Below are 21,646 nucleotides of genomic sequence, written 5' to 3'. Positions count from 1 at the left end.
GCGAAGTTCCTGGAACAAGGCACAGCCCCCGCACGAAGGTCATCCGGCGGCGACGGTGCCACAGCGCAAACCTAGCGGACGATCTCGCCCAGGATGCGCAGTGCGGAGTCGAGTTGACCGTCGGAAAGGTACGGCGCCGGGCCGAACCGCAGGTACGCGCCGCGGCTGTCGGTCCGGACCCCGCGTTCGGCGAGGGCGGCCTGCAACGCTCCGGCGTCCGCGCACTTCAGGGACAGGAAGCCGCCGATGCGGTCCAGCGGCGTCTCGCGGTCGCGAGTGATGACGTCTTCGGGCAGGCCCAGCTTGTCGAAGCCTTCGGCGAGGAAGCCGACCTGGTGCCGCGAGACCTCCCGCAGGAACTCGGGCGTGAGCCCTTGCTCGGCGAAGAACCGGAACACACGAGCGCCCCGGTAGTGGCTCGTCGGGTCGTAGGTCGCCCCGGCGAACCTGTCCGAACCGCTCGCGTAGGCGACCTGGCCGGGTCGGCGCTCGTCCGCGAGCGCGCCGAATTCGGCGTACCAGCCGGTGACGACCGGCCGCAGTTCCTGCGCGTGCGCGGGCATCCGCAGGAAGCAGTTGCCCTCGCCGAGCTGGAGGTACTTGTAGCCGCCGCCGAGGACCCAGGCGTTGGTGAGCCCGAGGTCGTGCAGCGCGAACGGGACGACGCCGAGCGCGTGGTACGCGTCGACGACGAGGTTCACCGACTTCGAGAGGCAGACGTCGGCGAGGTGGGCCAGGCCCGGCACGAGCCGGGAGGTCTCGAACAGCACCGCCGACACGAGGACGGCGGCGGTGTCTTCGGTGACCTCGGCCGCGACACGCTCAGCCAGGGTGGCGACCGGTGCCGAGGGGACGCGGACGACTTCCACGCCTTCCTCGGCCAGTCGCGCCAGCTGACGGCGCAGCGTGTGGAACTCCCCGTCGGTGGTGATCAGGCGCGGGCGCCCGCGCAGGTCCATCGCCGACAGGAACCGGATCACCAGATCGTGGGTGCTGGCGCCGAGCGCGATGCCGCCGTGCGGGTCACCGAGCAGCGCCCGGAACCCGGCCCGCAGCTCGTCGGCCTTCGCGAAGGCCCGGTCCCATTTCGTGTCGACCTCTTCGGCCGCGTCGGCGAAGGCCTCGAGAAGGCCTTCCCGCGCAACGTCCGGCCAGGCCTGGTGGGAGTGCCCGGTCAACAGGATCCGGTCCGCCACACCGAATTCCGTGTAATGCGCCGCGAGCGCGTTGGGGTCGCGGCGTAGCTCGTCGAGGTTCGTCAAAGCCTGCTCCGCACCGCCCAGAGGTCCGGGAACATCGGGGAGAAAAGCGTCGAACGCAGGTAGTGCGCGCCCGACGAGCCCCCCGTCCCGGTCTTGTCTCCGATGGTGCGCTCGACCATCTTCACGTGCCGATACCGCCACTCCTGCATCCCTTCGTCCAGATCGACCAGGTGCTCCGCCACGACGGACGGCCCTGTGTCGTCGCGGTACACCCGCAGCAGAACCTCTTGGAGCGCCGGAGAGGGTTCGAGTGGCTTGGTGACATCGCGCCCGGTCGGGACGTCGTACTCCTTCACCGCGAGGTACGTGACGAAGGAATCGAAGAGCGACGGCCGTGCCATCGCGTCCGCGATCTGGGCACGCTGGTCACCGCCCTCGGGGTAATGCGCGAACACCCGCTCGTCCCGGCGGCCGAGAACGGCCTCCAGTACGCGGAATTGAGCCGACTGGAACCCGCTCGAAGCGTCGAGTCGCGCGCGAAAGCTGGTGAACTGGCTCGGAGTCATCGTCTCGAGCACATCGATCTGCGCGACCACCACCTTGAAGATAGTCAGGATTCGCCTCAGCGTGCGGGTGGCGTGAGCGGTGTTACCCGCTTCGAGTTGCTCCTGCAGGTAAAGCGCCTCGTGGAGAACTTGTTTGAACCAAAGTTCATACACTTGGTGGATCACGATGAAGAGCAGTTCATCGTGTTCGTCGGACCTCGGATGCTGCGCGTCCAGCACTTCGTCCAGCGAAAGGTAGGACGTGTAACTCAATGCCGCCTGAGTGTCGTTCATGGTTCGGTCACCTCATCGAAGTGGCGCTGTGCCGCCGGTGCCAGCGCCTCGTAAAGATCGTGGAAGAGCTCGACCGCGGCCGCCCGGCTCGGCGGAGCGGGCACCAGCCCGACCGGGAGTTCCGGATCGAGCGACGGGAAGGCGCGGAAGGTGTGCGTCAGCCAGGTTCGGACCTGGAACGCCTCGGCGTCAGGCAGGTCGCCTGAATATCCGCCGAAATCTCGGACGAACGCGTCGTAACGCGCGGCGAGGCCGTCGAGGTTCCAGGCCCGGCCGGCGAACCGCCGGACGTCGAGCCCCGCCGACGGTGTCCCGAGCATCAGCCCGGCGTGTTCGGAGACGTCCAATTCGGTCAGCAGGGCGAGCACCTCGGCCTCGCGGTCGTGCGGGGCGATCCAGGTGCCGTCCTGTACCGGGCCGAAACCCAGGAAGCGCAGCCGTCGCACCAGCCGTTCCCGGGCCTGACGACGGCTTTCGGGGATGCTCTGCCACAGGACCGTCCACTCCCCGACCTCGCGTTCGCGCCTGCCGAGGGAGAAGATCCGGCGGTCGCCGTCGTCGAGCAACGCGATCGTGCGGCGGGTCAGCGAGTAGTGGACGAGCCTGCCCGACTTGTGTCTCGCGAGCAGATCGCGGCGGGCGAGCCTGGCCAGCGCGATCCGCGCCGCGCCGTCGGAGTAGCCCAGCCCGGCGAGCACGCCGACCAGGCCGCCGGACCAGACACGGCGGCTCTCGCGCGGCGACACGTAGGTGCCGAGCAGCGTCATCACCAGTTCCTGGGGACCTGGGTCGCCGTGAGGTGTGGCCGATTCGGGCATGCGAGCAACTCTATACACCTCAGGCCGCTGCGGTGTAGCTTGATTCGAGTGACGTACTTCGCGGATTTGAGCTCGCGCCAGGTCGCCGCGCTCGCGTCCGACGCGCGCGTTCCCGTGCTGCTGTTGCCGGTGGGCGCCGTCGAACCGCACGGACCGCACGCGCCGCTGGGCACCGATCCCCTGATCTCACGGGGAATGTGCGAGCGCGCCGCCGCGCGGCTGGCGGGCGACCCCGGCGTTCGTGTGCTGATCCTGCCAGAGATGCCCTACGGCGTGACCCGGTTCGCGGCCGGGTTCGCGGGCGGCATCTCGATCGGCGAGGAGACGCTGCACGCGCTGCTGACCGAGATCTGCGGCGCGCTCGCCGAGCAGGGACTCCCCCGGATCCTGCTGGTCAACAACCATTTCGAGCCCGCGCACCTCGCCGTACTGCGGCGGGTGGCGGAAACCGCGGGCGTCGGCCTCGTGGACCTGGTCCGCCGCCGGTACGCGGCGCGGCTCACCGACGAGTTCCGCTCCGGCGAGTGTCATGCCGGGCAGTACGAGACGTCGCTGGTGCTCGCCGACCGGCCGGACCTCGTGGACGCCGTCGTCCAGCGCGACCTGCCCGCCGTCCACGTCGACCTGGCGCGCGGCGGGGTCACCGACTTCGCCTCGGCCGGGATGACCGAGGCCTATTGCGGAACCCCCGCCCAGGCGACCGCCGAAGAAGGCGAGAAGACCTTCTCGGTGCTCACCGACATCCTGGTCGAAGCGATCCGGGAGCTGGTATGACCTTCAATCTGGCGACCCATTTCGTGGACCGCCTCCCCGGTTCCCGCACGGCGCTGGTGTGCGGTGACGAGGAAGTCACCTACGCGGATTTGGCGGCGCGGGTGAACCGGGCCGGGAACGTGCTGCGGGAGCTCGGTGTCCGAAGTGGACAACGGGTCCTGCTGGCGCTGAACGACAGCATCGAGTTCGTGGCCGTCTGGTACGCGGCGCAGAAGATCGGCGCGGTCACCGCCGAGGTGTATTCCTTCCTGCAGCCCAAGGATTACGCGTACTACCTGGACTACACCGAGGCCGTGGTCGTCGTCGCCGATGCCGCGACCTTGCCCGCGCTGCGCGAGGCCGGGGCACGGAACCTGCTGGTGATCGGCGACGTCGCTTTGGAGCCCGGCGAGCACTCGTTCGCCACGATGGTCGCTTCGGCCTCCGCAGAGCTGGAAGCCGCTCCGACTTCGTTGGACGACGTCGCGATCTGGAAGTTCACCACCGGAAGCACCGGTTCGCCCAAGGCGTGCGTGCACCCGGCGCGCAGCGCGCTGGAGAGTTTCGACCGGTACGCGCTCGGCGTGCTCGGCCTTCGCGAGGACGATCGTGTACTGGCCGTGCCCAAGCTGTTCTTCGGCTACGCGCGGGATCTGACCGCGCTGTTCCCGTTCGGCGTCGGCGCGTCCGGGATCGTGTTCCCGCAGCGCAGCACCGCCGAGCTGCTGTTCTCGCTGATCGAGCGCCACCGGCCGACGATCCTGGTCAACGTGCCGACCATGATGAGCGCGATGATCGCCCATCCTTCGGCGGCAGGAGTGGACATGAGTTCGCTGCGGCTCGCGACGTCGGCGGGCGAGGCGCTGCCTTCGGAGCTGCATCGCAAGTGGGACAACCTGTTCGGTGTCCCGGTGATCGACGGGATCGGCTCCTCGGAGGCGTACCACATCTATCTGTCCAATGTGCCCGGCGCGCAGCGGGTCGGCAGCCTCGGCCGCGAGGTCCCCGGCTACACCGCCCGCATCCTCGATGAGAGTGACGATCCCTTGCCGGACGGCGAGATCGGCACCCTGGAGGTCACCGGTCCGACCATCGCCCGCGAGTATCACGGCGACACGGAGAAGACCGCGCGGACGTTCCACGGCGACACCGTGCGCACCGGCGACCTGTTCAGCCGCGACGACGACGGGTACTTCCACCACCACGGCCGCGCCGACGACCTGCTGAAGGTGTCCGGCGTGTTCGTCGCGCCGAGCGAGATCGAAGACTGCCTGATCGGTCATCCCGCCGTCGTCGACTGCGCGGTACTGGGCGTGACCGTCGACGGCCTGGTGGTCCCGCGGGCGTGCGTCGTCCTGGCGGAAGGCCTTTCCGTCACCCCGGAAGAACTGAAGGACCACGCGCGGACTCATCTGGCGAAGCACAAATACCCGCGCGAGGTGGTGTTCGTGACCGAACTCCCCCGCACCGCCAACGGAAAACTCGATCGGCGCGCGTTGCGCCGGGTGGAGGCAGAGTGAGCAGGATCGTCGTCGTCACCGGCGGGACGCGCGGGATCGGCGCGGCCATCGCCGCCCGGTTCCAGGCCGCCGGCGACCAGGTGCACGCCCCCGGCCGGGCCGACTGCGACGTCACCGACGAGGACGCCGTCGCCCGGTACTTCGACGGCCTCGGACCGGTGGATGTCCTGGTGAACAACGCCGGGATCTCGGCGAGCGCGCCGCTGGCGAAGACGTCGCTGGACCAGTGGCGGACCCAGATCGAGGTCAACGCGACCGGCGCTTTCCTGTGCACAAGGGCGGTTCTGCCCGGCATGCGCTCGCGCGACACCGGCCGGATCGTCACCGTCGCCTCGACGGCGTCGCACATCGGCTACCGCTACACGGCGGGTTATACGGCCTCGAAGCACGCCGCCGTCGGCCTGATGCGCGCCACCGCCGCCGAGGTCGCGGGCACCGGCGTCACCGCGAACGCCGTCTGCCCCGCCTTCGTGCGCACGGACATGACGGCCGCCTCGGTGGCCCGGATCCGAGAACGGACCGGCCGCGACGAAGCCGGCGCGGAAGCCGCCCTCGCCGCCGCGTCCCCGCTCGGCCGCCTGCTCGAACCAGACGAGGTCGCCCACGCGGTGACCTTCTTCGCGGCCGCCGAAGCCGCCGCGATCAACGGACAGACACTCGTCCTCGATGGAGGTGGGATCCAATCATGAGCCCGTTCCGCGCCACGCCGCCGATCACGGCGAACTGGGAACATTTCGAGTTCACTGTGGACGATGGCGTCGCCACGGTCACCTTGGACCGCCCCGAAAAACTGAACGCGCTCACCTTCGACATCTACGCGGACCTCCGCGACCTGCTGGCCGAGCTGCCGCACCGCGGCGACGTCCGGGTGCTGGTCATCACCGGCCGCGGCCGCGGGTTCTGCTCCGGCGGCGACGTCGAAGAGATCATCGGCGAACTGCAGAAAATGGAGTCCGCGGAACTGCTGGAGTTCACCCGCATGACCGGCGCGGTGGTGAAAGCGCTGCGCGAGTGCCCCATCCCGGTGATCGCCGCGGTGAACGGCGTCGCGGCGGGCGCGGGTTCGGTGATCGCGCTGGCCAGCGACTTCCGGCTGCTGGCGTCGTCGGCGAAGTTCGCTTTCCTGTTCACGAAGGTCGGGCTGGCCGGGGCGGACATGGGCTCGGCGTACCTGCTGCCGCGGCTGGTCGGCCTGGGGCGGGCGACGGAGTTGCTGATGCTGGGCGACAAGATCGACGCCACGCGGGCCGAGGCCATCGGGCTGGCTTCGCAGGTCGTTCCGGACTCCGACTTGCCTTCCGCGGCTTCTTCGCTGGCACGGCGTCTGGCCGATGGACCGGCGTTGGCTTACAGCACGACGAAGGTGCTGCTGACGCGGGAGCAGGACATGGATCTGGGGAGTTCCATCGAGCTCGAGGCGATCACGCAGGCTTTGCTGATGACGGCCAAGGACCACGGTGAGTTCTACGCCGCCTGGGCGGCCGGACGCTCACCTCAATGGACCGGGCGTTAGGCGGATCGCGTTTAGTCCTCTAAATGCGGGTCACTCGGGAACGGGACCTCGGGCGCCCAGTAGCCGTTCGGCCAGAACCCGGCACCGTTCGCCCAGTTCCACCGGCTCGATCACCTCGAAGGAATGCCCCAGCACCACCACATGCATCAGCAGGAAGTCGAGATCCCCGGCCCCGCTCAAAACCTCGCACCGCGCGTCGCCCCGTTCCCGCACCACCGCGGCCGACGCCGGGATCTGCGCCCGCACGACCGAAGCGGGCGCGTGCACCAAAAACCGCGCTTGGTACTGATAGACCCGGCTCGCCACGTTCTCCTGCACATAAGCCGCCGCATCAGGCGCCGGACGCGGACGGAAACGCCAAGATCGCGCGGAAACCTCGGTCATCTTGTCGACGCGGAAAGTGCGCCAGTCGTCACGGTCGAGGTCGAAAGCCAAGAGATACCAACGCCGTCCCGAAGCCACCAACCGGTACGGCTCGACCCGCCGCACCGTGGAACCCGAGGAGGACGGATAGCCGAATCCCGCCTCGACCTCGTCGCGGCACGCGCGCGCCAGTGTCATGAGGACGTCGGGGTCGATCGGCGCGCGGCTTCCGTCGAACGAGACCACCGAGCCGGAGAGCGCGCGGACCTCGTGCCGGAGTCTGGTCGGCAGCACCCGGTCCAGTTTGGTGAGGGCCCGGAGCGCGGCGTCGCCGCTGCCCGCGCCGGCGAGCAGGGAGACCGCGGTGGCGATCGCCTCCTCGTCGTCCAGCAACAGTGGCGGCATGTCGTGGCCGGGGCCGAGCTGGTAGCCACCGCCGACGCCGTTGCTGGCCTGCACCGGATAACCGAGGGCGCGCAGCCGCTCGACGTCCCGCCGGATCGTGCGCGGGGTGACGCCGAGTCGTTCGCCCAGTTCGGGGCCGGTCCACACCGCGCGTTGCTGCAGCAGTCCGAGCAGGGTGAGTACCCGCTCGGTCGTACCCCGCTCGTCCTCCATGTCACCCACTCTGTCAGAGATAGCGGACCGATCCTGTCCGCTAGGCATGTCAGAGTGGTCCCATGAACCGCAAGAGCCGCGAATTCCAGGTCAGCTTCGACGCCCTCGACCCGAAAGCCCTGTCGACCTTCTGGCGCGACGCCCTGGGCTACGTCCACCCCGGCCCGCCGGGGGTCGAAGTGCCCGAGGGCACCGATCCGCTGGACGCGTGGGACGAGTTCCTCGAGCGGGTGGGTGTGCCCGTGGAGCAGCGCAACAGCAGGTCCGCCCTCCAGGACCCGGACGGCGTGGGGCCGCGGATCTTCTTCCAGCAGGTCCCGGAGGACAAGATCGCCAAGAACCGCATCCACCTCGATCTCCGCGCCGCTCCCGGTCTTGAGGGGGACGAGCGCATGGCGGCACTCGAGGCCGAGTGCGACAGGCTGGTCGCGCTGGGGGCGAAGCGGATTCAGCGCTTTGAGCCCGAGCAGCCGCTGAGCCTCGGTTTCATCGTGATGAACGACCCGGAGGGCAACGAATTCTGCCTAGACTGACGCGACGGCGATCGCGTTGTCCTCCAGGGAGCCGAAGTACAGCTTCCCCGCCCGTTCCCGGACCCCGACGAGGACATGGAACCCGTCGATCTCCCCGCGCAGTTCGTGGACCTGCTTCCCGTCCGGAGTCACCCCGCGCACCCCGCATTCCCGCGCGGGCGCGGGCTGGAGCGACGTCGGCAGCGCGCGGACACCGGCCCGCAGCGGCGCGGGGAGCTTCTGTATCAAGGAAAGCGCGGGCACCTTCGGGCTCGCCACGGTGATCCAGATCAGTCCGTCGCTGCCGGTCGAGATGTTGTCGGGATAGCCCCACAGGTCGTCGACGAGATAGTCCCGCGTGCCCGCCCGGTCGCCCGTGAGCCACACGCGAGCGACCCGGTAGGCGCCGGTTTCGGCCACGGCCACATAGGACTCGTCGGGCGGCAGCGCGACGCCGTTGGCGAACTGGAAACCATCGGCGAGCTGCTCGATCTTCCCGTCCGGGGTCCGCCGCAGCAACCGTCCGCCGCCGGTCTGCTCGATCAGGTCGTCGCGCCACTTCTCGATGCCGAACCGCCGCGACGAGTCGGTGAAGTACACCGTGCCGTCGGCGGCCACGGCGGCGTTGTTGCAGAACACGAAGTCGAGGCCCACCGCCGAAGTCGCCAGGGTGGTGATGTCGCCACCGGCGAGCGGCATCGTCAGCAGCCCGGCTTTGGCGTCGCAGATCAGGAGATCGTCGCCGTAGAACTCCAGCCCCAGCGGGCGGCCGCCGGTGTCGCCGAGGACGTCGATCCGCTTGCCGTCCGGCGAGACGCGCAGGATCCGCCCGTCGTCGACGCCGGTGTAGACGCGCCCCTGGTCGTCGACCACGACGTCTTCGGGACCGTGCCCGTTGACCGGGATGACCGTGACCTCGCCGAACGCCATCGCGTGTCTCCTAGCGGTAGGTGAGCAGTTTCGCGGCTTCCGCCTCGAAGTGCGGATGTTCGTTGAACGACAGCAGGGTCACCCCGCCGCGGCCGGACACCAGTTTGGTGATGCCCGCGTTCACGGTGACCCGGTTCAGTTTCAGCAGCCCCGCCTCGGGCGTGCCCATCAGCGCGCCGCAGACCGTCGCGATCACCCCACCGGAGCTGAAGACGACGGCGTGCTCGCCTTTGCCCAACGCGGCCACGACGTCCGCCAGCGCGCCCTTCACCCGCTCCAAGAACTGAGGCCAGGTCTCGGCGCACGGACCGGTGGCCCCCGCCGCGATCCACGCGCTCAGCGCACCGTCCAAAGCGGCCTGATACGCCCGCGAATCGGTCTGCTGGACACCGGCCGCGTGGTACTTCGCGATGTCGACGTGGTCGTACTCGTTCCAGCGTTCGTCCTCGACGACGGCGACCCCGGAACCGAGCGCCTTCAACGCCGTCGCGGCCGTATCCCGTTGGCGGGCAAGGGAACCGGACCGCGCCTGGGTGAACTCGACACCCCGCCGCAACAGTTCCTCACCGACCACAGTGGACTGCTCGAAGCCGCGCGGCGAGAGCTGGTCGTAGTTCTCCGCGCCGAATGACGCCTGCCCGTGCCGGACCAGGTAGATCGCGCCCATTTACGCCCGGCCTTTCGCGATGATCCGGCGGCAACGCCCGTCGAGATAGCCGACGAACTGCCAGAGATCCTTCAGCGCCGGGTTGCTCGTCTGCCCCGCGTGGAAGCGGTAGTAGATCTGCTGGATCACCACCGCGAGCCGGAACAGGCCGTACACCTCGTAGAACGTCCAGTCACCGATCGCGAGGCCGGAGCGTTCCGCGTACCGCCGCACGAATTCCTCGCGCGTGTACATCCCCGGCACGTGCGTCGGCTGGCGGCGGCTGAGCTTCATGACGTCGTCATCGTCGTCCTGCACCCAGTACGCCAGCGTGCTGCCGAGTTCCATCAGCGGATCGCCGAGGGTGGCCATCTCCCAGTCCAGCACGCCCACGATGCCGAGATCGCCGTCGAGGACCAGGTTGTCGAGCCGGTAGTCGTTGTGGATCAAGCAGATCTTGACCTCGGACGGCTGGTTCTCCTTCAGCCACGCCATCACCTCGGCGCAGTCGGGGACGTTGTCCGTGCGCGCCTTGAGGAACCGCTCGGACCAGCCGCGCACCTGACGTTCGACGTACCCGGCGCCCTTGCCGAGATCGGCCAGCCCGGCGGCCTCGACGTCGACGGCGTGCAGCTCCACCAGCCGGTCGACGACCTTGCCGCACAACTCACGCGCGCTCTCGGCCGTCAGGTCGAGCCCCGCGGGCAGATCTCCCCGCAGGATCAGGCCTTCGAGGCGTTCCATCACGTAGAAGTCGCCGGCGAGCACGGTTTCGTCGTCGCAGAAGGCGAGAACCTCGGGCACGTAAGGGAAGACCGGCCGCAACGCCTGCTGGACGCGGAACTCGCGGCGCATGTCGTGCGCGGACGCGGCCTTGTGCCCGAGCGGCGGGCGCCGCAGGATCAGCTCGCGGTCCGGATAGGTGAGCAGGTACGTGAGATTCGAGGCTCCACCGGGGAACTGGCGAACCACGGGCGGCGCGTCGCCGAGGCCCGGAACGCGTCCGGACAGCCAGGCGTGCACGACGGCGGGGTCGAACGAGTCCTCTCCGCGCACCTCGACGGTCTTGTCCTCGGCCAGGGTCATGCGAACTTCTTCAGCACCGACACCGGGACGAACCGGAACACCTTCGAGAGCAGGGTCCACGGCCACGACGGCACGAACGCCTTCGCCTTCTCGGTTTCGATCGCCTTGACCAGCGCTTGCGCGCCGGTCTCCGCCTTCACGGCGAGCGGGATCTTCGAGATGTCCACGTTCATCTCCGACTCGATGAACCCGGGCAGCAGCTGGGTGACCTTGATCGGCGTCCTCATCAGCTCGATCCGGGTGCCCTCGGCGAGCGCCGAGACGCCCGTCTTCGAGGCGGCGTACGCGGTCATGTTGCCGGGGAAGGGGCGAAGCGCGGAGAAGGAGGAAACGACCACGAGGTGGCCTTCCTTCTGCTTCCGGAAGATGCCGACGGCGGCCTCGATCTGGGCGGCCGCGGCGAGGAAGTTGGTCTGCAGGGTCTGGCGGTTGGCGTCGAACCGGCCGGAGCCGATCGGCTGTCCCTTGGCGAGGCCCGCGTTCACGATCACACGGTCGAGGGAGCCGAGCTCCTCACGGAACTCCTCGAAGACGGTGAAGACCTGGTCGTGGTCGTTCACGTCCAGCTTCCGGGTGACCACGGTGATGCCGGGATAAGCCTTCTTGAGTTCCGCGGCGAGGGTTTCGAGCCTGTCGACACGGCGGGCTGCCAGTGCCAGATTGCGGCCTCTGGCGGCGTACTGCCTGGCCATTCCCTCGCCGAGTCCGGAGCTCGCCCCGGTGATCAGGATGTTCTTCCGCAGGACCATGGCTGGAGCTTACCCGTTGGTAACAAGTCCGGCGCCCCTCGGACAGGTGGCTGCCCCCGGCGCCTGGAGTTCGCCGGGGGCAGCCTGTCCGCAAGGACGTTTACTTCACCTGGAGCAGCTTGTTCGCGGTGCCCCCGGTCGGGTTGCTGATCTTGCCGTCGGCGGCCGCGGCGACCAGACCTTCGGCGACCTGGGCCGGGGTGGCGTCAGGGTGGGCCGAGAGGTACAGGGCGGCAGCGCCCGCGACGTGCGGAGCGGCCATCGAGGTACCGCTGATGGTGTTCGTGGCGTCGTCACCGGTTCCCCACGACGAGGTGATGTCGACACCCGGCGCGTAGAGGTCCACGACCGAACCGTAGTTCGAGAAGCTGGCCTGCTTGTCGGTCTTGTCGCTGGCGGCCACCGTGATGGCCTCCTTGACGCGGGCCGGGGAGGTGGTGCCGGCGTCGGAGGACTCGTTGCCCGCCGCGAGCGCGAAGGTCACGCCCTTGCCGATGGCTCCCTTGACCGCCTCGTCCAGGGCGTCGTCCGCGCCACCGCCCAGGCTCATGTTGGCGACCGACGGGCCCTTGGCGTTCGCCGCGACCCAGTCGACACCGGCGACGACACCCTCGGTGGTGCCGCTGCCGTTGGCGTCCAGCACCCGGACGCCGACGATCTTGGCACCCTTGGCCAGGCCGTGGTCCGTGCCGCCGATGGTGCCGGCGACGTGCGTGCCGTGACCGTGCTCGTCGTTGGGGGTGTCGTCGTTGTCGACGAAGTCCTTGCCGCCGGTCGCGCGGTCACCGAAGTCCTTGTGCGAACCACGGACACCGGTGTCGATGACGTAGGCGGTGACGTTGTCGGCCTTCGTCGGGTACGTGTACTTGTTGTCGAGCGGCAGGTCCGCCTGGTCGACGCGGTCGAGCCCCCACGACGGCGGGTTGTCCTGGGTCTCGCTGATCTTGAACGTCTTGTTCTGGACGACGTACGCGACCTGCGGGTCGGCGGCGAGGCGCTTCGCGGCGGCCTCGTCGGCCTTGATCGAGAAGCCGTTCAGCGCCGAGCCGTAGGTGCGGGAAAGCGTGGTGCCGTACTGACCGGTGAGGCCCTGTGCCTGGGAGGCGACGTTCGCGGTGATCTCGCTCGCCGCGGCCACGCCCTGGCCGACCGCGGTGGGCTTGAGGACGACGATGTAGCTGCCGCCGACCGCGTTGGCCGCACCGGCGCCGCGGATCTCGCCCTGCTGGTCGGCGTTGGCCGCACCCGCACCGAACGTGGCGACCGCCGCGGTCACACCGGCGAGGGCGACTCCCGCCACCAAACCGCTACGGGTCTTTCGGGACTTCAGGTTCTTCCGGGACTTGCTCACTGGTTCCCTTCCTGCCGCGCCGTGCGGATCACCCGGGAGGATGATCGTTGCTGCAGCCATGCAAACCGGTTCGCCAGGTGCCGGGCAATGATTCACAGTTACCAGTACTAGGCCATAAGGACCAACGGCGCTCGTCCGGAAAGGCGTTTTCGCCTGGCAGAAGGCGCCCCTGGAGTGTTACCCCAGACTGTTAAAGTTATTCGTGTTGTTATCAACTCCGACGGTGTCAAGAAACGGCAGACGGGGGCGGTCGGGCGACATATGGTGGCGGGGAGCACGGCGGATCGAGTGACCACGGACGATGAAGAGGAGCCGCGGACCGCGTTCGCCACGGCGTTGCGGTCGGCCATCGCCACCAGCGGCCTGAGTCTCGACCGGATCCAAGCCCGGCTTCTGGCCCGAGGCGCGTCGGTCAGCGTCACCGCGTTGAGTTACTGGCAGTCGGGCAAACGCCAGCCGGAACGGCAGAGTTCGCTGTCCGCCGTCCGGGTCCTCGAAGAGGTCCTGGCGATTCCCGCCGGTTCGCTGCTCAGCCTGCTGCCGCCGCCGCGGCCGCGCGGGGCGTCGTCACGCCGCAGCCGGGCCACCACCGAACAGCCGTTGACCTTCCCACTCGAAGCGCTTCAAGCGCTCTTGGAGAAGGTCGGCGCTCCCAACGCGCTCGAACAACACCATCAGCTGAAACTGGTCGGCCTGCACGATCTGTGCGAGATCGCCGCGGACGGCGGGCAACGTGCGGTGACCGCGCGGGCGGTGTTCCAGGCGGGCGCGGACGGGCAGGATCGCTGGCTGCTGGTCTACGCCCAGGGCGATCCGGAAGCCGGGCCGCCGGTGCTGAACACGCTGCGCAACTGCCACGTCGGCCGCGCCGAAGTCGACGACGAGCACGGGCTCACGGTGGCCGAACTGCTCTTCGACCGGCCCATCGACCGCGGCGAGACGCACCTGATCGAGTACTCCCTGACGAACCCCGGCCCGCCGTACCCGGAATGCCGGAACACGCATTACCGCGAGTTCCGGCGTCCGGTCCGGGAGTACCTGCTGGAGATCCGGTTCGACCCGGACACCATCCCGACGAAGTGCTGGCAGTATTCGAGACAAGGCACCTCACCGCTGGACCGCCGGGACCTGAAGCTCGATCAGAACAACGGCGTCCACGCCGTCGCGCTCGACTTCGGTCCCGGGGTCTTCGGCATCGACTGGGAGTACTAGTGCAGCTTGTTGCGCAGTACCTTCCCGGTCGCGTTGCGCGGTAGCTCGTCGAGGAACTCCACGTCGCGCGGCACCTTGTACCGGGCGAGGTTGGCCTTGACATACTCACGCACCCCGTCGACGTCCAGGTCCGACTCGTCGGCCCGCACCACGAACGCCTTGAGCCGCTGCCCGAACTCGGGATCCTCGACACCGACCACAGCGGCTTCGAGGACGTCCTCGCGTTCGACCAGGAGGTTCTCCACCTCGATCGGGAAGACGTTCTCGCCGCCGGAGACGATCATCTCGTCGTCGCGGCCGTCGATGAACAGCAAGCCGTCCTCGTCGAAATGACCGACGTCGCCGCTGGAGAGGAGACCGTCGATGATCTCCTTGTGCCGCCCGTCCGTGTAGCCCTGGAAGCTCAGCCCGCTGCCGACGAACACCCGGCCGGTGACGTGCGGCTCGGTGATCTTGCCGCCCTTCTCGTCGTACAGCGCGACCTTGCAGCCCACCGGCGCGCGGCCGACTGTGCCCGGCGCTTTGCGCCAGTCCTCCGGCGTCGCGACGGTCGCGACCGCGACCTCCGTCGAGCCGTAGAGGTTGTGCACGACGTCACCGAACGCCGCCGTCGCGCGGTTCCCGAGGTCCGGGGACAGCGCGGAACCCGCGACGAAGATGATCCGCAGGCACGAGGTGTCGTACTTGGCGCGGATCTCTTCGGGCAGGTCGACGATCCGCTGCAGCATCGTCGGCACGAGGACCAGCGTGGTGCAGCGGTTCTCCGCGACCCCGCGCAGCGTCTCCTCCGGCACGAACTTGCGGCGCATGACGACCTTCGAGCCAAGCGCGAAGGACAGGATGAACTGCGACAACCCGGTGCCGTGGAACAGCGGCGCGCCCATGTAGGTCGCCTCGCCGGTCCGCAGCGGGATGCGGTCGAGGAACTGCGCGGAGGCGAGCGCCGAGGTGTGCGGCCGCGGCGCGCCCTTCGGTGTCCCGGTGGTGCCGCTGGTCAGGAGGATGAAACCACCCGGTTTGGCGGGCGCCGGCCACGGGCGGTCGTCGGTGCTGGCGACCAGTTCGGTGACGACCGGGATGTCGCGTGGGCGCACGGTGTCCGAGTCGACCCACGCGAGGTAGTGGTCGACCTCGCCCTCGACCGCGTCCAGCAGGTCGGTGAACTCCTGGTCGTAGACGAGCGCCGTGACACCTTCGCGCTTCGCGACGTCCGCGAGCTGCGGTTTGGCGAACCCGGTGTTCATCAACAGCAGCTTCGCGCCGAGTTTGCCGGAGGCGAGCATCGTCAGCACGAGACCGCGGTGGTCCCGGCACAACGCGGCGATCACCGAACCCGGTCCGAGGCCGCGTTCGGCCCACGCCCTGGCCAGCGCGTTCGACTGGGTGTCGAGCTGCTTGAAGGTCAGCGGGCCGAGTTCGTCGATGATGCCGGTCGCGGTCGGGTCCCGGCGGGCGGCGATCATGTTCGCGCCGGCGAACGGACCCCACTTCCGCACCATGACCAGCGAACGCAGGCCCTCGTCGACCCGCGGGATCGGGAGCAGGCCCGCTTGGCGCATCACGTCGATGCTCCGCACGGTCTCGGTCACCTTGCCCGCCACCAGGGTGGCGAGGCCGGTGGGGTTTCTCATCCGGGCACCTCCGTTGCTGCTGCGGCGAGACGCCATTCCGCCTTCACGTACCGGCGGTATGGGTTGCTACTCGACAGTAGCCGACCGGTAGCGCAGGCGCACTAGCGTGCTGGTGACAGAAATGTCGGTGGCAACTAGCACAATGGCAACGTGCAAGCGTTCGCAGGTCAAGAGGAAGATGGCGACTTCGCGATCTCGATTTCCGGGGAAGCGCCGCGGGGCCTGAAGCTTGCGCAGTTCGTCGACGAGGTGCGGCGCCTGGAGGCGGAGCACGCGCCACGCTGGGTGTTCCCGTCGGTCGAACGGACGTATCCGGCGTTGATCAAGGCAGGCGTCCGGGTGCGGCGGTGTCACGACCTGACGTTGACCGAGGGGCTCTTGCTGGCCCACGAGGGCCGCCCGCAGGAGTCGCGGAGTCTGCACGGCGCGCTGGCCAGGGCGAACGGGCAGGAGGCGCCCGCCGACGAGCCGCCCCTCTGGGCCGAGGACGACCAGCCGACGCTGTTCGAGACGCGCGGCCCCCGGCTGCCGTCCGGCGTCACCGTGATCGACGCGGTCCGCCGGGTGCTGGCCGAGCAGGAGAAGCGCGTCGCGCTCACCGATCATCCGGAGCGGCTCCGGCTGTTGTTCGCCGCGGAGTCGGCGAGCGCGCTGGCGGCCGCGGAGATGTCGGCCGACGGGCTGCCGTGGCGGGCGGACATGCATCTCGCACTGCTCGCCGATCAGCTCGGGCCGCGCGTCCCGGCCGGGCAGCGGCCGAAGCGGCTGGTCGAGCTGGCGGCGAAGATCAGCGACGCGTTCGGCGGGCGCCCGGTCAACCCGGACGCCCCGGCCAGCGTCGTCCGGGCGCTCGGACGCGAGGGCATCGAGGTCACCTCGGCCAGGAAGTACCTGCTGCGCGACATCGACCACCCCGCCGTCCCGCCGCTGCTGGAGTACAAGGAACTCGCGCGGCTGCATTCGGCCAACGGCTGGACCTGGCTCGACGAGTGGGTGCACGACGGCCGGTTCTGCCCGCACTACATCGTCGGCGGGGTCGTCTCCGGACGCTGGGCGAGCCGGGGTGGCGGCGCGCTGCAGATCCCGAAGGTCCTGCGGACCTGCGTCCGGGCCGATCCGGGCTGGAAACTGGTGGTCGCCGACGCCGCACAACTGGAGCCGCGGGTGCTGACGGCGTTGTCCGGGGACCGCAAGCTGGCCGACGTCGCCGCGGCCACGGATCTGTACGCGAGCCTCGCCGAAGCGATGTTCTCCGGGGTCCGCCGCGTCCCGGTGCCCGCCTGGGACGACCGTGACGACCGCGACCGGGCGAAGATCGCGATGCTTTCAGCGATGTACGGCGGCACGTCCGGCGAGGCGGGACCACTGCTGGCGCTGCTGCGGACCAGGTTCCCGGACGCGGTGTCCTACGTGGAGCGTGCCGCGCAGGCCGGGGAACGCGGCGAGCGCGTCCGCTCCCGGCTCGGCCGCACGTCGCCCGCGCCGTCGGAGGCCTGGCGCGCACTGACCGGCGGCGTGGCGGACGACGAGGCCGGAGAGCTCAAGGCTCGCCAGGCGTCCCGCAACTGGGGCCGGTTCACCCGCAACTTCGTCGTGCAGGCGAGCGCGGCGGACATGACCGCGGTCCTGCTGGCGACCCTGCGGGGCAAGCTCCCCTCCCCCGCGCATCTGGTGTTCTTCCAGCACGACGAGGTCCTGGTGCACACCCCCGCCGAGTTCGCCGACGAGGTCTCGCAGTCCATTGTGGACAGCATGACGGAGGCGGCGCGGATGCTGTTCGGGGAGGCCTGCCCGGTCCGGTTCCCGTTGCACATCGCCGCCGTGGACACCTACGCCGACGCGAAGTAAATCGCAAGTAGAGGACTGGAATGGGCGATCACAGGTGATCAGAGACGGATCACCTTGGGTTCAGCCACAACGCCAGCTGAAGGGGCCTTTCCCCGCGTCCTATGCAGTGAAAGCGTCCTTCACCGCGTCACATGCGGGGAAAGGCCCCTTCAGCCCCGGCGTGATCAGGTGGCGGCGTCGTCCAGCGCCTTGATGACCCGCTTCAGCGAGACCGGATGAGCCGTCCCGAGTGTCTGGGCGAAGAAGCTGACCCGCAGTTCCTCGATCATCCACCGGATCTCCCGCAGCGCGGGTGACGACGTTCCGGGCGGCACCGCGTCGAGCGCGGTCTGATACTCGTTGCGGAGCCACGCGATGTCGCCGGTGCGCTGGATGTCGCGGGTCGGCTCGGTCGGGAGTTTCTCCAGCCGCCGTTCGATCCCGCGCAGGTACCGGACGACGTGCTTGAGCCTGCTCTGCCCGGTCTCGGTCACGAAACCCTTGTGCACCAGCCCGTCCAGTTGCGCCCGGATGTCCGCGAGCGAATCCGCCGGACCGCGGGTGTCGGCCAGCCGCGTTTCGACGTCGTTCGCCGCGCGCAGGATCTTTTCGACGTTGGTCAGCACGTCCAGCACCCCGGCGTTCAGCCCGGCGCGCACCTTTTCCTGCAGGACGGCGAAACCGGCCTCGTCCCAGCGCGGGCCGCCGTTGTCGGCCACCAGTTCGTCGACGGCGCAGTCGACACAGTCTTCGAGCAACGCCGCCACCGACCCGTGCGGGTTCCGGTTCAGCACAAGCTTCGACGAATTGCCCAGGTTGCGGGTGATGAACTTCATCGGTGACGGCAGGTTGAGCCGCAGCATCCGCCGCGTACCCGCCCACATCGACTGTTCCTGCTGCCCCGGCGTGTCCAGCAGCCGCACCGCCACGGTGCCGCCCTCGTCGACCAGCGCCGGATACGCCTTGACGTCGTGCCCGCGCTGCTTGCTCGCGAACACCTTCGGCAGCTCGCCGAAAGCGGGCGTCGTCAGGCCTTGGCGCTCGATGCTGTCGGCGGCCTTGGAGATCGTCGCGCGCACCTGGCCGCTCAAATCCCGTTTGAGCGCCTCGATGTCCTTGCCCTCGGACACCTTCTTCCCGCGGACGTCGACCACGCGGAAGGTCATCTTCAAATGCTCGGGTACCGCCGACAGCTGCCACGCGTCGTCGGGGATCACCACCCCGCGCAACGCTTCCAGGTCGTCGGCGGCGGCATGCAACAACGGCCCGTCGGCCGGGCCGACCCGGGACAGCACCAGTTTCGCGTGATCGGGCGCCGGGACGAAGTTGCGCCGGATCGCCTTGGGCAGCGACTTGATCAGCTGCGTCACCAGTTCTTCGCGCAGGCCGGGGACCTGCCAGTCGAAGCCGTCCGGGGTGACCTGGTTCAGCACCGGCAGCGGGATGTGCACGGTGACACCGTCGGCGTCCGCACCCGGCTCGAACTGGTACGTGAGCTTGAAGGTCTGCGTGCCCTGGGTCCAGAAGTCGGGGTAGTCGGCCTCGCGCACGCCACCCGCGGTCTCGTTGATGAGCATCGTCTTCTCGAAGCTCAGCAGATCGGGCTCGGTGTGCCGCGCCTTCTTCCACCAGCTGTCGAAATGCCGCGCGGAGACGACGTCCGCCGGGACGCGCTGCTCGTAGAAGTCGAACAGCGTCTCGTCGTCGACCAGGATGTCTCGGCGGCGGGCCCGGTTCTCCAGGTCCTCGACCTCGTCGAGCAGCGCGCGGTTCTCGCGAAAGAAGTGGTGCCTGGTCTCCCAGTCGCCTTCCACCAGCGCGTGCCGGATGAACAGCTCGCGGCTCATCTCCGGGTCGATCCGGCCGTAGTTGACGCGGCGGTCGGCCACCAGCGGGACGCCGTACAGCGTCACCTTCTCCAGCGCCATCACCGCGCCCTGCTTGCGCTCCCAGTGCGGCTCGGAGTAGTTCCGCTTCACCACGTGCCCGGCGAGCGGCTCGACCCATTCCGGTTCGATCCGCGCGTTGACCCGGCCCCACAGGCGCGACGTCTCGACCAGTTCGGCCGACATCACGAACCGCGGCTGTTTCTTGAACAGCGCCGAACCCGGGAACACCGAGAACCGCGCCCCGCGCGCGCCGAGGTAGTCGCCCTTGGCCGGATCCTTGAGTCCCACATGCGACAACAGCCCGGCGATCAGCGACGTGTGCACACGTTGCGGATCGGCCGGGCCGGTGGTCTCGAGGGTGATGCCGAGCGGTTTGGCCAGCTGACGCAGCTGACTGAAGATGTCCTGCCACTCGCGGATACGCAGGTAGTTCAGGTACTCGTTGCGGCACAACCGGCGGAACTGGTTGCTGGACAACGCCTTCTGCTGCTCGCTGACGTACTCCCACAGGTTCAGGTACGCCAGGAAGTCGGACGTCTTGTCGGCGAACCGCGCGTGCTGCTCGTCCGCCGCCTGCTGCTTCTCCGCCGGCCGCTCACGGGGGTCCTGAATGGACAGTGCGGCGGCGATGATCATCACTTCGCGGACACAGCCGTTGCGCGAGGCCTCCAGGACCATCCGCGCCATCCGCGGGTCGACCGGGAGCAGCGCGAGCTTGCGGCCGGTCTCGGTGAGCTTCTTGCCGTCGCTCATGTCGAAGGCGCCGAGTTCCTGCAGCAATTGGACACCGTCGGTGACCTGGCGGCGATCCGGCGGCTCCACGAAGGGGAACGCCGCGATGTCGCCGAGGCCGAGCGAGGTCATCTGCAGGATGACCGACGCGAGGTTGGTCCGCAGGATCTCCGGATCGGTGAACTCGGGCCGCGCGTCGAAATCGTCTTCGGAGTACAGGCGGATGCAGATACCGTCGGAGGTACGCCCGCACCGGCCCTTGCGCTGGTTCGCCGACGCCTGCGAGACAGGCTCGATCGGCAGGCGCTGCACCTTGGTGCGATGGCTGTAGCGCGAGATCCGGGCGGTGCCCGGGTCGACGACGTACTTGATGCCCGGCACGGTCAGCGACGTCTCGGCGACGTTGGTGGCGAGCACGACGCGGCGCCCGGTGTGCCGCTGGAACACCCGATGCTGGTCCGACGACGAGAGCCGGGCGTACAGCGGAAGGATCTCGGTGTTCCTGAGGTCCTGCTTGGACAGTGCGTCCGCCGCGTCCCGGATTTCCCGCTCCCCGGAGAGGAACACCAGGATGTCTCCGGGGCCTTCGTGCTGGAGTTCGTCGACGGCGTCGCAGATGGCCTGCGTCTGGTCGCGGTCCTGATCGGCGTCCGGATCGTCCGGGTCGATGATCGGCCGGTAGCGGACCTCGACCGGATACGTCCGGCCGGAGACCTCGACGATCGGCGCGTCGCCGAAGTGCTGGGAGAACCGTTCCGGGTCGATCGTCGCCGAGGTGATGATCACCTTGAGGTCGGGTCGGCGCGGTAGAAGCTGTTTGACGTAGCCGAGGATGAAGTCGATGTTGAGGCTGCGCTCGTGCGCCTCGTCGATGATCAGCGTGTCGTACTGCCGCAGCATCCGGTCGGTCTGGATCTCGGCGAGCAGGATGCCGTCGGTCATCAGCTTGACCAGCGTGTCCTGACCGGACTGGTCGGTGAACCGGACCTTGTAGCCGACGGCCTCGCCGAGTTCGGTGTTCAGTTCCGAGGCGATGCGGTCGGCGACCGTGCGCGCGGCCAGCCGTCGCGGCTGCGTGTGCCCGATCTGGCCCCGGATCCCGCGGCCGAGTTCGAGACAGATCTTCGGCAGCTGGGTCGTCTTCCCGGACCCGGTCTCGCCGGCGACGATCACCACCTGGTGGTCGCGGATGGCGGCGGCGATCTCGTCCTTGCGCTGGCTGACGGGCAGCTCTTCGGGGAACGAGATCTTCGGGACGCCGTCGCGGCGGCGGGTGACCCGCAGTTCCGCGGCCTCGATGTCGGCCTCGATCCGGGCTGCGAGGTCCTCGGCGTTCCGCGCTTTCCGGGCACCGTCGAGCCGGCGCCGGAGGCGGTGCTCGTCGCGCGACATGAGTTCGGGCAGGCGAGCGCGCAGGGCGCCGAGCGGGGAAGTTGTGGAAGCCATGACCGGCAC

General features: G+C 68.9%; 18 protein-coding genes. 7 read left to right on the top strand and 11 right to left on the bottom strand.

The features are described 5' to 3' along the window. Positions 1-71: 71 nt before the first annotated feature. The 3 genes from ACLJPX_RS30865 to ACLJPX_RS30855 are packed head-to-tail and all read right to left on the bottom strand — an operon-like array spanning position 72 to position 2,859. Positions 72-1,262 (bottom strand): kynureninase, encoded by a 1,191-nt coding sequence (locus ACLJPX_RS30865; RefSeq protein ID WP_101605810.1) that lies wholly within the window; start codon positions 1,260-1,262, stop codon positions 72-74. Beyond that, on the bottom strand, positions 1,259-2,041 hold the full coding sequence (locus ACLJPX_RS30860) for a tryptophan 2,3-dioxygenase (protein ID WP_101605809.1): 783 nt from the start codon (positions 2,039-2,041) through the stop codon (positions 1,259-1,261). The genes ACLJPX_RS30865 and ACLJPX_RS30860 overlap by 4 nt, the downstream gene beginning before the upstream one ends. Continuing rightward, positions 2,038-2,859, bottom strand: coding sequence for a PaaX family transcriptional regulator C-terminal domain-containing protein (locus ACLJPX_RS30855; protein WP_410604007.1), 822 nt, complete (start codon positions 2,857-2,859; stop codon positions 2,038-2,040). The genes ACLJPX_RS30860 and ACLJPX_RS30855 overlap by 4 nt, the downstream gene beginning before the upstream one ends. A gap of 48 nt (positions 2,860-2,907) precedes the next feature. On the opposite strand from ACLJPX_RS30855, the gene ACLJPX_RS30850 reads away from it, so the two are divergent. The 4 genes from ACLJPX_RS30850 to ACLJPX_RS30835 are packed head-to-tail and all read left to right on the top strand — an operon-like array spanning position 2,908 to position 6,645. Further along, on the top strand, positions 2,908-3,633 hold the full coding sequence (locus ACLJPX_RS30850; protein ID WP_410604006.1) for a creatininase family protein: 726 nt from the start codon (positions 2,908-2,910) through the stop codon (positions 3,631-3,633). Beyond that, positions 3,630-5,132: a benzoate-CoA ligase family protein gene (locus ACLJPX_RS30845; protein WP_410604005.1), complete on the top strand. Its 1,503-nt coding sequence runs from the start codon at positions 3,630-3,632 to the stop codon at positions 5,130-5,132. The genes ACLJPX_RS30850 and ACLJPX_RS30845 overlap by 4 nt, the downstream gene beginning before the upstream one ends. Next, positions 5,129-5,821 carry an SDR family NAD(P)-dependent oxidoreductase gene (locus ACLJPX_RS30840; RefSeq protein WP_410604004.1) on the top strand — a complete coding sequence of 231 codons (693 nt, stop codon included), beginning with the start codon at positions 5,129-5,131 and terminating at the stop codon, positions 5,819-5,821. The genes ACLJPX_RS30845 and ACLJPX_RS30840 overlap by 4 nt, the downstream gene beginning before the upstream one ends. Then, positions 5,818-6,645 (top strand): enoyl-CoA hydratase family protein, encoded by an 828-nt coding sequence (locus ACLJPX_RS30835; RefSeq protein WP_410604003.1) that lies wholly within the window; start codon positions 5,818-5,820, stop codon positions 6,643-6,645. The genes ACLJPX_RS30840 and ACLJPX_RS30835 overlap by 4 nt, the downstream gene beginning before the upstream one ends. A 30-nt stretch (positions 6,646-6,675) precedes the next feature. On the opposite strand, the gene ACLJPX_RS30830 is transcribed toward ACLJPX_RS30835, so the two are convergent. Beyond that, a complete protein-coding gene (locus ACLJPX_RS30830) occupies positions 6,676-7,626 on the bottom strand; it encodes a helix-turn-helix transcriptional regulator (protein WP_410604002.1) in 951 nt (316 codons plus the stop codon). Positions 7,627-7,688: 62 nt separating this feature from the next. Between ACLJPX_RS30830 and ACLJPX_RS30825 the strand changes: the two genes are divergently transcribed. Next, the gene (locus ACLJPX_RS30825; RefSeq protein ID WP_101605802.1) at positions 7,689-8,159 is read left to right on the top strand and encodes a VOC family protein; all 471 of its coding nucleotides are present in this window, start codon (positions 7,689-7,691) and stop codon (positions 8,157-8,159) included. On the opposite strand, the gene ACLJPX_RS30820 is transcribed toward ACLJPX_RS30825, so the two are convergent. From ACLJPX_RS30820 to ACLJPX_RS30800, 5 genes are all read right to left on the bottom strand, one after another. Then, a complete protein-coding gene (locus ACLJPX_RS30820) occupies positions 8,151-9,068 on the bottom strand; it encodes an SMP-30/gluconolactonase/LRE family protein (protein ID WP_410604001.1) in 918 nt (305 codons plus the stop codon). The genes ACLJPX_RS30825 and ACLJPX_RS30820 overlap by 9 nt on opposite strands. A 10-nt stretch (positions 9,069-9,078) precedes the next feature. Then, on the bottom strand, positions 9,079-9,735 hold the full coding sequence (locus tag ACLJPX_RS30815; RefSeq protein WP_410604000.1) for a histidine phosphatase family protein: 657 nt from the start codon (positions 9,733-9,735) through the stop codon (positions 9,079-9,081). Then, positions 9,736-10,800 (bottom strand): phosphotransferase family protein, encoded by a 1,065-nt coding sequence (locus ACLJPX_RS30810; protein ID WP_410603999.1) that lies wholly within the window; start codon positions 10,798-10,800, stop codon positions 9,736-9,738. Beyond that, positions 10,797-11,549 carry an SDR family oxidoreductase gene (locus ACLJPX_RS30805; RefSeq protein ID WP_101605798.1) on the bottom strand — a complete coding sequence of 251 codons (753 nt, stop codon included), beginning with the start codon at positions 11,547-11,549 and terminating at the stop codon, positions 10,797-10,799. Before ACLJPX_RS30805 ends, ACLJPX_RS30810 begins: the two co-directional genes overlap by 4 nt. A gap of 100 nt (positions 11,550-11,649) precedes the next feature. Next, a complete protein-coding gene (locus tag ACLJPX_RS30800) occupies positions 11,650-12,900 on the bottom strand; it encodes a S8 family peptidase (RefSeq protein WP_410603998.1) in 1,251 nt (416 codons plus the stop codon). A gap of 261 nt (positions 12,901-13,161) precedes the next feature. Here ACLJPX_RS30800 and ACLJPX_RS30795 point away from each other — a divergent pair, with 261 nt between their 5' ends. Next, a complete protein-coding gene (locus ACLJPX_RS30795) occupies positions 13,162-14,112 on the top strand; it encodes a hypothetical protein (RefSeq protein ID WP_174720381.1) in 951 nt (316 codons plus the stop codon). On the opposite strand, the gene ACLJPX_RS30790 is transcribed toward ACLJPX_RS30795, so the two are convergent. After that, positions 14,109-15,743, bottom strand: a complete 1,635-nt coding sequence (locus ACLJPX_RS30790) for an acyl-CoA synthetase (RefSeq protein ID WP_410603997.1) — start codon at positions 15,741-15,743, stop codon at positions 14,109-14,111. The two genes, ACLJPX_RS30795 and ACLJPX_RS30790, sit on opposite strands and share 4 nt — an antisense overlap. Before the next feature lie 150 nt (positions 15,744-15,893). Here ACLJPX_RS30790 and ACLJPX_RS30785 point away from each other — a divergent pair, with 150 nt between their 5' ends. Beyond that, complete coding sequence (locus ACLJPX_RS30785) at positions 15,894-17,591, top strand: bifunctional 3'-5' exonuclease/DNA polymerase (RefSeq protein WP_410603996.1); 1,698 nt, start codon at positions 15,894-15,896, stop codon at positions 17,589-17,591. 164 nt (positions 17,592-17,755) lie between these two features. On the opposite strand, the gene hrpA is transcribed toward ACLJPX_RS30785, so the two are convergent. Next, the gene (gene hrpA / locus ACLJPX_RS30780) at positions 17,756-21,637 is read right to left on the bottom strand and encodes an ATP-dependent RNA helicase HrpA (protein WP_410603995.1); all 3,882 of its coding nucleotides are present in this window, start codon (positions 21,635-21,637) and stop codon (positions 17,756-17,758) included. Between the last annotated feature and the right edge of the window lie 9 nt (positions 21,638-21,646).

This window comes from Amycolatopsis sp. lyj-90 (assembly GCF_046549035.1).
GTDB lineage: Bacteria > Actinomycetota > Actinomycetes > Mycobacteriales > Pseudonocardiaceae > Amycolatopsis.
Note: the sequence above shows the minus strand (reverse complement) of the source record. Positions and strands in the feature narration are given on the sequence as shown.

Excerpts from the sequence above, each read along its gene's own strand:
- ACLJPX_RS30845 (WP_410604005.1), top strand. The coding sequence starts at position 3,630 with ATGACCTTCAATCTGGCGACCCATTTCGTGGACCGCCTCCCCGGTTCC.
- ACLJPX_RS30810 (WP_410603999.1), bottom strand. The coding sequence starts at position 10,800 with ATGACCCTGGCCGAGGACAAGACCGTCGAGGTGCGCGGAGAGGACTCG.
- hrpA (WP_410603995.1), bottom strand. The coding sequence starts at position 21,637 with ATGGCTTCCACAACTTCCCCGCTCGGCGCCCTGCGCGCTCGCCTGCCC.
- ACLJPX_RS30825 (WP_101605802.1), top strand. The coding sequence starts at position 7,689 with ATGAACCGCAAGAGCCGCGAATTCCAGGTCAGCTTCGACGCCCTCGAC.
- ACLJPX_RS30790 (WP_410603997.1), bottom strand. The coding sequence starts at position 15,743 with ATGAGAAACCCCACCGGCCTCGCCACCCTGGTGGCGGGCAAGGTGACC.
- ACLJPX_RS30830 (WP_410604002.1), bottom strand. The coding sequence starts at position 7,626 with ATGGAGGACGAGCGGGGTACGACCGAGCGGGTACTCACCCTGCTCGGA.
- ACLJPX_RS30805 (WP_101605798.1), bottom strand. The coding sequence starts at position 11,549 with ATGGTCCTGCGGAAGAACATCCTGATCACCGGGGCGAGCTCCGGACTC.
- ACLJPX_RS30815 (WP_410604000.1), bottom strand. The coding sequence starts at position 9,735 with ATGGGCGCGATCTACCTGGTCCGGCACGGGCAGGCGTCATTCGGCGCG.
- ACLJPX_RS30855 (WP_410604007.1), bottom strand. The coding sequence starts at position 2,859 with ATGCCCGAATCGGCCACACCTCACGGCGACCCAGGTCCCCAGGAACTG.
- ACLJPX_RS30835 (WP_410604003.1), top strand. The coding sequence starts at position 5,818 with ATGAGCCCGTTCCGCGCCACGCCGCCGATCACGGCGAACTGGGAACAT.
- ACLJPX_RS30795 (WP_174720381.1), top strand. The coding sequence starts at position 13,162 with ATGGTGGCGGGGAGCACGGCGGATCGAGTGACCACGGACGATGAAGAG.
- ACLJPX_RS30860 (WP_101605809.1), bottom strand. The coding sequence starts at position 2,041 with ATGAACGACACTCAGGCGGCATTGAGTTACACGTCCTACCTTTCGCTG.
- ACLJPX_RS30820 (WP_410604001.1), bottom strand. The coding sequence starts at position 9,068 with ATGGCGTTCGGCGAGGTCACGGTCATCCCGGTCAACGGGCACGGTCCC.